At 68.9% G+C, this 9,109-nt stretch carries 7 protein-coding genes and 1 pseudogene; 2 read left to right on the forward strand and 6 right to left on the reverse strand.

The window, feature by feature from the left end; genetic code table 11:
• Positions 1 to 53: 53 nt before the first annotated feature.
• The 3 genes from AB0I66_RS22930 to AB0I66_RS22940 form a co-directional block, all read right to left on the reverse strand.
• Entirely contained in the window at positions 54 to 437 is a 384-nt protein-coding gene (locus tag AB0I66_RS22930; RefSeq protein WP_363209773.1) for a DUF4440 domain-containing protein, read from the reverse strand.
• Positions 430 to 993 (reverse strand): DUF1697 domain-containing protein, encoded by a 564-nt coding sequence (locus AB0I66_RS22935; RefSeq protein ID WP_363209774.1) that lies wholly within the window; start codon positions 991 to 993, stop codon positions 430 to 432. The genes AB0I66_RS22930 and AB0I66_RS22935 overlap by 8 nt, the downstream gene beginning before the upstream one ends.
• A gap of 82 nt (positions 994 to 1,075) precedes the next feature.
• Complete coding sequence (locus AB0I66_RS22940; RefSeq protein ID WP_363209775.1) at positions 1,076 to 2,284, reverse strand: S8 family peptidase; 1,209 nt, start codon at positions 2,282 to 2,284, stop codon at positions 1,076 to 1,078.
• Positions 2,285 to 2,653: 369 nt separating this feature from the next.
• On the opposite strand from AB0I66_RS22940, the gene AB0I66_RS22945 reads away from it, so the two are divergent.
• Positions 2,654 to 4,912: an MMPL family transporter gene (locus AB0I66_RS22945; protein WP_363209776.1), complete on the forward strand. Its 2,259-nt coding sequence runs from the start codon at positions 2,654 to 2,656 to the stop codon at positions 4,910 to 4,912.
• Between the two features lie 88 nt (positions 4,913 to 5,000).
• Here the strand turns inward: AB0I66_RS22945 and AB0I66_RS22950 are convergent, their stop codons facing one another.
• From AB0I66_RS22950 to AB0I66_RS22960, 3 genes and pseudogenes are all read right to left on the reverse strand, one after another.
• A complete protein-coding gene (locus tag AB0I66_RS22950) occupies positions 5,001 to 5,969 on the reverse strand; it encodes a CDP-alcohol phosphatidyltransferase family protein (RefSeq protein WP_363209777.1) in 969 nt (322 codons plus the stop codon).
• A gap of 224 nt (positions 5,970 to 6,193) precedes the next feature.
• A pseudogene (gene mgt / locus AB0I66_RS22955) lies at positions 6,194 to 7,440 on the reverse strand (macrolide-inactivating glycosyltransferase).
• Positions 7,441 to 7,478: 38 nt separating this feature from the next.
• Positions 7,479 to 7,925, reverse strand: a complete 447-nt coding sequence (locus AB0I66_RS22960; protein WP_363209778.1) for a MarR family transcriptional regulator — start codon at positions 7,923 to 7,925, stop codon at positions 7,479 to 7,481.
• Positions 7,926 to 8,006: 81 nt separating this feature from the next.
• Here AB0I66_RS22960 and AB0I66_RS22965 point away from each other — a divergent pair, with 81 nt between their 5' ends.
• On the forward strand, positions 8,007 to 9,101 hold the full coding sequence (locus AB0I66_RS22965) for a hypothetical protein (protein ID WP_363209779.1): 1,095 nt from the start codon (positions 8,007 to 8,009) through the stop codon (positions 9,099 to 9,101).
• The last annotated feature ends 8 nt before the right edge of the window (positions 9,102 to 9,109 follow it).

Genomic DNA, 9,109 nt, shown 5'->3' on the forward strand with positions numbered 1-9,109 from the left:
GAGCCTCGCACATCGCGCCGGAAAGATCAGTCCCCTGGCGGCCTCCGGCGTGATCAGGCTCCGGGCGGCCCCTCCGCGGTGAACGGCGTTCCCTGGTGGAACCAGAGCAGCCACTCGCCGTCGCACAGCCGCCACAGCGAACTGCGGTGTGCCAGGCGGCCGTTGCTCTCGGTGTCGAAGGTGAGGTGCACGAGGTCGTCGGCGAGCTGGGCGCCGCGCATCCGGGAGGTCATGATCGGGCGTCCGGTCCTGTTCGTGCTCTCGGTCAGGGCCTTGATGATCGACGCGCGGTCCCAGTGCGTGCCGGAGGTGCCGAACTCGGTGAACTCCGGGTGCAGCAGCTGCCCGAGCAGCTCGGGCGAGGCGCGCACCTCGGGGGCGAGCAGGCGCAGTTCGGCCTCGATGGCCGCCTCGACGGCGGGTGTGCGGTCAGCCACGGTCCAGCTCTCCCGTCAGCTCCACCAGTTTGGCGACGGTGTTCCAGTTGCGGCTGGTGGCGATGACGCCCTTGAACAGGGCGGGGCGCGACAGGACCTCGCCGAGCTTGGAGCGGCCGAGGCCGTCCGGGGCGTAGAGGTACAGCGCGCGGTCGCCGAGCCGGAACTCCTCGGGCAGGAAGGCCGCCGTATCGATCGAGTCGAGCCGGGTCGCATCGACCTGCTCGGAGAAGTACGTGACGTGCAGTTGCTTGCCTTCGAGTGAGGCGGCGGGGAAGGGGCAGGCGTCGGCGACCGCCTTCAGGTAGGCGCCGTCACGCACCAGGACGCTCACGTCGAAGCCGAAGTGCCCCTGGATGGCCTCGGCCACCCGCGCGGCCAGGGCGTCCTCGTCGGTGTCCGCGCTGGTGAAGACCGCGTTGCCGCTCTGCAGATGGGTGCGTACGTCCCCGAACCCGAGACCGGAGAGCAGCGGACGCAACTCCCCCATCGGCACCTTCTTGTTGCCGCCCACATTGATGCCGCGCAGGAGCGCCGCGTATGCCTTGACCGTCATCCGCACACCATAAGACGGCCGTCGCACCCCGTGGGGGTGGGCGCGACGGCCGTCGGTTTTATGGGTGTTGCCCGACCGGGTGTTACTCGACGACCTTGAGCAGCTTGTTCGGCGTGCCCTCGCTCGGGTTCGAGATCTTGTCCGCGGTCGCGCCGTCGGTCAGCGCCTTGGCGACGGCGTCCGGCTTGGCGTCCGGGTGGGCCGCGACGTAGACGGCGGCGGCGCCGACGACGTGCGGGGTCGCCATCGACGTGCCGGAGATCGTGTTGGTGGCGTTGTCGTCGGTGTTCCAGGCGGACGTGATGTCCGAGCCCGGGGCGTAGATGTCCACGACCGAGCCGAAGTTGGAGAAGTCCGACTGCTCGTCGTCCTTGGTGGAGGAGGCGACCGTGATGGCCTCCTTCACGCGGGACGGGGAGCCCTGACCGGCGTCCGATGACTCGTTGCCGGCCGCGACCGCGAAGGTGACGCCGGAGGCGATCGCCTTCTGGACCGCCGCGTCGAGCGCCTCGTCGGCGCCGCCGCCCAGGCTCATGTTGGCGACCGACGGGCCCTGGTGGTTCTTGGTGACCCAGTCGATGCCCGCGACGACCTGCTCGGTGGTGCCGGAGCCCTGGTCGTCCAGGACGCGGACCGCGACGATCTTCGCCTTCTTGGCGACGCCGTGCGCGTCACCGGCGATGGTGCCGGCGACGTGCGTGCCGTGGCCGTTGCCGTCGTCCGCGTTGTCGTCGTTGTCGACGGCGTCGAAGCCGGACGTGGCGCGGCCGCCGAAGTCCTTGTGGCTGACGCGGACGCCGGTGTCGATGACGTACGCCGTGGCGCCCTCACCGGCCGCGTCCGGGTACGTGTACTTCTTGTCGCCCGCGGTGTCCGCCTGGTCGACGCGGTCCAGGCCCCACGACGGCGGGTTGTCCTGGGTGGCGTTGATGGAGAACTTCTTCGACTGGACGACCTTGCCGACGGCCGGGTCGGCGGCCAGGCGCTTGGCCTCGGTCTCGGTGAGGCTCTTCGCCGAGAATCCGTTGATCGCGGACGAGTAGTTCCGCTTGAGCTCGCCGCCGTACTCCTCGGCCAGGTCCGTCTTGGCGCCCTTGTCGGCCTTCTCGTCGAGCATGACGATGTAGCTGCCGGAGACTGCGCCCTTGGCGTTCGCTCCGTAGACCTTGCCCTCGGCGGGGGTTGCCGCACCGGCGAACGAGGTGGCGAAGACGGTGACGCCGACCGCGGTGGCGGCCGTGGCTATCGCCGCGACGAGCTTCACGGAGCGGACACGCTTGTGAGTTGCCATGAAGAGGGGGCTCCTCGTGGTGATGTGGGGGGATGTGGGGGGTTTCAAAACTTCGCTGCAACGGCCCCCGAGATCCGGAAGATCTCCGGGCGTTGGGACGAAACCATGTCTGATTGACGCGCGCAGATCAATACCTACATACACCTGTGACTTGTTCAACAAGGTTCTGTAATAACAAAACGGGCCCCCGTCGGCAGATCGGACACCTCGTGGCCGGATCCCTCAAGTCGTCATAGATGTAAGGGGCTTGTGACGGCCGGAGTCCTTCTTGACGAGGAGACGTTCCGGTCCCGAGGGAGGAGATCGTGCCGACCCGGTTCGTCGGCCGGCAGGACGAGCACTCCCCACCCCCCGCCCTAGCTTCGAGCCATGGCGAATCAGAACACGCGAGTACGGGGGATAGCCGCACGGGCCGGCGGATGGAGCGCCAGGCACCGATGGGCGGCCGTGGGCATCTGGGTGCTCTTCGTCGTCGTGTCGATGGCGCTCGGCTCAGCCGTGGGCCGGACCGACGTCGACCAGAACGACCTCAAGGGCGAGATCAACCAGGCGACACAGATCGTGGACGACGCCGGGATCAGGGAGCCGGTCGGCGAGAGCGTCCTGATCCAGACCAAGGACGGCGGCGGCAACGCCCTCAAGGCGACCGACCCGCGCTTCCGCGCGGCCGTCGACGACGTCATGAAGGCGGTCGAGGCCACCGGCGAGGTGACGGCGGTGACCTCGCCGTACAAGAGCGACTCGGTCTCCAAGGACGGCCGGAGCGCGCTGGTGCGCTTCGACATGCGCGGCGACGACGAGACGGCGGGCGACCGCGTCGGGCCTGTCCTCGACGCGGTCGGCAAGGTGGCGGACGCACATGAGCGCGACGGGCTGCGGGTCGAGGAGATCGGCGGCGCGAGCATGCAGAAGACGTTCGACGACGCCTTCGGCGAGGACTTCCAGCAGGCCGAGTACTCGGCGGTGCCCGTCGCCTTCGGCATCCTGCTGATCGCGTTCGGCGCGCTGGTCGCCGCGCTGCTCCCGGTGGCGCTCGCCGTCACCGCGATCATGGCGACGATGGGCCTGATGGCCCTGGTGAGCCAGGTCCAGCCGATGAGCGAGACCGCGAACTCGGTGATGCTCCTGGTGGGCCTCGCCGTCGGCGTCGACTACTGCCTCTTCTATCTGCGGCGAGAACGCGAGGAACGTGCCAAGGGCCATGACGCGCAGACCGCGCTGAACATCGCGGCGGCCACCAGTGGCCGGGCCGTGGTCGTCTCGGGCATCACGGTGTGCGTGGCGATGGCGGGCATGCTGTTCACCGGCATCGGCGAGTTCGAGGCGATGGGCGTGGCCTCGCTGATGGTGGTCGCGGTCGCCATGGTGGGTTCGGTGACGGTCCTGCCGGCGCTGCTCTCGCTCCTTGGCGAGCGGGTGGAGAAGGGCCGCGTGCCGTTCCTGCGGCGCCGGGAGCGGGCGGGCGGTGTGCCGAGCGAGAGCAAACTGTGGCGCGCGGTCGTCGGCCGGGTCCTGCGGCGCCCGGTGGTCTCGGTGGCGATCTCGGCGGGCGTCCTAGCCGCCGTCGCGCTGCCCGCGCTCGGCATGAAGACGCAGCAGCTCACCCTTGACCAGGAGTTCGGTGACTCGCTGCCCATCGTGGCGACGTACGAGCGGGTGAACGAGGCGTTCCCGGGCGGCTCGGAACCGGCCGAGGTCGTGGTGAAGGCCGATGACATCGACGCCGCTCCGGTACGGGCGGCGATCGCGGACTTCCGTGAGCAGGCGGTGAGCTCGGGGGCGTCCGGCGGGCCGGTCGAGGTGAAGGTGCACGAGCGGCAGAACGTCGCGTTCCTGACCGTGCCGCTGGTCGGCGGCTCGGACCAGACGAAGGCGGAGAAGAGCCTCGACCTGCTGCGGGACAAGGTGCGGCCCGCGACGCTCGGCGAGGTCGACGGGGTCGAGGCACCGGTGACCGGGCAGGTGGCGGGCTCGAAGGACTTCAACGACCAGCTCTCCTCGTCGGTCCCGCCGGTCTTCGCGTTCGTGGTGGTCTTCGCCTTCGTGCTGATGCTGCTGTCGTTCCGCTCGCTGACGATCGCGGTCACGTCGATCGTCCTCAACCTGCTGTCGGTGGGGGCGGCCTACGGAATCCTGGTGATGGTCTTCCAGCACGGCTGGGGCGCGTCCCTCGTGGGCGCGGAGGGAGTGGGGGCGATCATCGCGTGGCTGCCGCTGTTCCTGTTCGTGATCCTGTTCGGCCTCTCGATGGACTACCACGTGTTCGTCGTCTCCCGGATCCGGGAGGCCCGGCTTCAGGGGCGTACGACGAAGGACGCGATCAGCCACGGGGTGGTGACCACGGCGGGTGTCGTGACGAGCGCGGCCGTGATCATGGTCGCCGTCTTCGCGATCTTCGGGACGCTGTCCATGCAGTCCATGAAGCAGATGGGCGTCGGCCTCGCGGCGGCGGTCCTGATCGACGCGACGGTCATCCGGGGGGTGCTGCTCCCGGCGGTGATGGCCCTGCTCGGGGAGCGGAACTGGTACCTGCCGCGGTGGCTGCGATGGATGCCGGACCTGACGCATGACGAGTCCTCTGCGGAGGGGGCAACGGTGGCTCCGCCCGCGGAGCGGGTGCGGGCGTAGCTGAAAAAGCATGTCCTCAAACGCCGGACAGGCTGAGAGTCTCAGCCTGTCCGGCGTTTGAGGACGAACTCGGCGAAGCCGGTGAGCCTTACGCCGCAGCCATGAGCTTTCGCTCCTCGAAGGAGTCGATCGTCCGCGTGAAGTCCCGCGTCGAGAGCAGCAGCTTGTAGATGATCGCCAGCTCGAAGACGAGGAGCAGGACGCCGGAGACGATCGTCGCCGGCAGCACCACGTCGAACAGCGGGCCGATCATGAAGACGCCCATCTGGAACTCGATGCCGCTCACCAGGTGCGTACGGATGCGGTGCCGCAGCAGGAAGGAACGCGCCCGCAGGTACGCGGGGAACTTGCCGCGGAACTCCTGGTGCAGGTCGATGACCTGCCGCTTGGGTGCGAGCACCGGAGCCTCGGGCGCCTGCTGAATGCCCTGCTCGGACTGCGCCTTCTGCATGTCCTGCTCGATGTCCGCCTCGGGGTTGTCCCGGAGCAGGTCCTCCATGAACGCCAGCTCGGCCTCGTTCTCGGCCCGGCGGGCGGCGCGCATGCGGATCTTGATCTGCTTGCGCATGGTGTGCCGGATCTTGAAGATCTCCAGGCCGTTGATGTAGCGCAAGGTGTCAAGGGCGACCACGGCGACCGCGGCCCAGATGTAGAAGGCGTCCCCGGTGCGGTGGAACTGGCCGCCCATCAGGGCCACCGCGCACGCCATCACGCGGATGCGGTCGAAGACGAAGTCGAGCCACGCGCCGAACACCGAGCCGGTGCCGGTGAGGCGGGCGACCTTGCCGTCCATGCAGTCGAGGATGAAGCTGAAGTGATAGACGATCGCACCGACGACGAGCCACTGCCAGTCACCCATGGCGAAGAACGCGGCCGAGACAAGGCCCAACAGGAACGCGCCCCAGGTGATCTGGTTGGGCGTGATTCTGGTCCGCATCGCCGTCCACCGCACGAGCGGCGTGGCGACCGGATCGACCAGGATCACGGTCCACCACGCGTCGCGCTTCTTCTGTGTGATGCGGCGCACCTCGTCGAGGGGCGGTATGTCTCGTCGCATGTGGGGTCAACTTCCTGGCGTTCGCGGAACGTTCACCTCACGCTATGAAGGTATTGGTTCAAGGAACAAGAACCTGACTGTGCAACCTTTGGCCGGGGGTAACGGTCAACCTTTCAGGACGAGTCAATACCCATGCCAGAACCACCCTGCGTTACCTGAGCGTTATCGAGCGACAGGTATGTAACAGAAACACCCGTGACGCAACGGAAAAGCCTCACGGAGTGTCACACCCCGGCCGCCTTCGCGAGCTCCTCCTCGATCAGGTCCGCAGCCATCTTCGTGCCGCCCTCCCCCGCCATCGAGGCCCGCACCTCGGCGAGGCGGCGCGCCACCTCCGGGTCGCCGACCAGGCCGAGCACGGCCTCCCGCAGCGTCCGCGCGTCGGCCTCCTCCATCGGGACGTGCCGGGCCACCCCCAGGCCCTGGAGCATGTCCGCGTTGCCGAACTGGTCGACGGCCTGCGGCACCGCGACCATCGGTGTCCCGGTGGCGAGCCCCTCCTGACTGCCGCCCGCCCCGGCGTGCGTGATGAAGGCGTCGGCCTGCTTGAGCACCGCGAGCTGCGGCACCCACTGGCGGACCTCCACGTTCGCGGAAATCTCCCCCAGCTCGCCCGGCTCGACGTGCTTGCCGACCTGGAGCACCACATGCCACCCGGGCAGATCCCCGAACGCCTCGATGCACGCGCGGTAGAAGTCGGGCTGCTTGGTGAAGGACGAGCCGAGCGAGACGAGCAGCACCTTTTCCGCGCCGGCGGGACGCCGCCAGTCACCCTGCGCCGAGCGGTCGCCCTGACAGGCGCCGACGAATGTGTGAATCGTCTCGTCGACGCGGTCGGCGTTCGGCTGCAGCGCCTTGGGGATCAGGACGAGCGAGCGCGGCGGGCGTCCGACGAAGGGGTCGCAGTGCTGGGTGATCCCGTTCTCCTCCAGCCAGGCATGGAAGCGCGCGTAGTAGGCCTTGCCGCGCTCGGTCTCCTTCAGGTCCGCGTACATCGGCTCGGCGACCTCCTCCTCGTATCCGTCCCAGGCGACCAGGTTCGGCGAGAGCGAGATCTCGGGGACGCCCCACCGGCGGGCGAGCACGCGTGCGGGGTAGGAGGTGATGTCGTGCAGGACGAGGTCAGGTTCGTCACCTTCGTACGCCGCCGCCAGCTGCGGCAGCGTCTCGATCGCCTCGGTGAGGAACGGCTCGATGTTGTCGATCAGTTCGGTCCCCCAGGCCTCGGGGTCGTCGTCCGGGCCCGGCAGCGTCGTCTCGAAGAGCACGGGCTCGGCACCGGTCTCGGCGACCTTCTCGGCGAAGAGGGGCGGGATCGCGTACGTGACGCGGTGGCCGCGGGCGACGAGCTCGCGGATCACTTCGAGGCTCGGGTTGACGTGCCCGTGCGCGGCGATCGAGAACATGGCGATGTGGGCACGCTGGCGTGAGGTCATGCGCCGACTCTAACGAGACGAGACGTCTCGTGCAACCTCGCAGCCCGTCTTTCTCCCACGAACTCCCCGCGCCCTACTCGACGTCCGGGCCACCCCGCGACGCGGCGTCGTTGTACCGCAGCAAGCACTCGGCGAACTTCTCCAGGTCCGGCTCGCTCCACTCGGTGAGCCGCTCGTGGAACGCGACCCGGCGCGCGTCCGTGACCTGCGCGAGCACCTCGATGCCCCGGTCGGTGAGGTGCAGCACGTGCACCCGGTGATCGGTCGGGTCGAGCCGCCGCTCCACGAGGCCGGCCTTCTCCAGCGCGCCCACCTGCCTGCTGATCGTCGACTTGTCCAGCGTGTAGTGCGCCGCGAGATCCGTGGCCCGACATCCGCCCTGGTACTCCAAGTGACTCAGGAGTGTGTACGAGACGAGCGACAGCTCCGGGTGCATGCGCGCTGCGGTGGCGCGGGCCCGCCGGGCGAACGCCGTCATCTCCCGCTGAATGATCTCGATGGACCCGTCCCTGTCGGCCACGATTTCTCCCTCTCCGCGAATGGTTGTACAGTACAACACCGAGATTGTGTGTATAAGCCAACTATCGCGAGAGGTCTTCCGATGACCGCCACCTCGGCGCCCGCCCACAAGGCATCAGCCGGCCCGGCAACCGCCCCCGGACCACTCCGTCACGTCCTGCTGCACCTGGTCACGCCCCTGCTGATGTGCCTCGGCATGGGTCTCGCCTACATGGGCGCGTTCGTCACGCCGGAGCCGCACGAGCTGCCGGTCGCCGTCGTCGGATCGGGCGAACAGACGCAGGCCCTCGCGCAGACCGTCAAGGACAAGGCGGGCGATGCCCTCGACGTGCGGACCGTGGCCTCGCGCGCGCAGGCGGTCGACGAGCTCAGGTCGATGGACATATCGGGGGCCTACGTCCCCGACGCCAAGTCGCCCGAGGTGATCGTCGCCACCGCGGGCTCCGACATGAGCGCCATGGCGGTCGAGAAGATCTTCACGCCGGTCGCGGCGGAGCGGGGCGTGCCGCTGAAGGTCTCCGACGTGGCGCCGACGGTGGACGACGACCCCACCGGCCAGGGCCTGTTCTTCCTGCTCGTCGCGGTGAGCATCGGCTCGTACGCGTCGGTGGCGGCGCTGGGGGCCGCGGGCGCCGGGATGCGGATGCGGGCCCGTGCCGGGCTCGTCGTCGGAGTCTCCTTCGCCGTGAGCCTGATCGGCGCCGCGCTCGCCGGTCCCGTCTTCCACCTGGCCCATCAGGGCCTGTGGGGCGTGTGGGCCATGGCGTGGCTGTACGCCGCCGGCATCCTCTTCATCGGCATCGGGCTGCACACGTTCCTGAAGCGCTGGACGACGCTGGCGATGATGGTCCTCTTCGTGATGCTCAACTTCACGTCGTCCGGCGGCCTGTTCAGGCCGGAACTGCAGAACGGCTTCTTCGGCTCCCTGCACGCCTTCTGGAACGGTGCCGGATTCGTCGAGGGCATCCGCAGCCACCTCTACTTCGGCGGGCACGAACTCGGCGGTCACGTCTGGACGCTGGCCGCGTGGCTGCTGCTCGGCCTGGTGATCACCGGCATCGCGGCGCTCTGGGAGCGGCGTGCGCGACCGGCGGCGGACGCGCCCGTGCCCGGCCGCGAGGCCGGGCACGGACAGCGGGAGCAGGAGGAGGAGATGGAGGAGTCGGTGGCCGTGTGACGGCCACC

This window comes from Streptomyces sp. NPDC050439, from assembly GCF_040655335.1.
Taxonomy (GTDB): Bacteria; Actinomycetota; Actinomycetes; order Streptomycetales; family Streptomycetaceae; genus Streptomyces.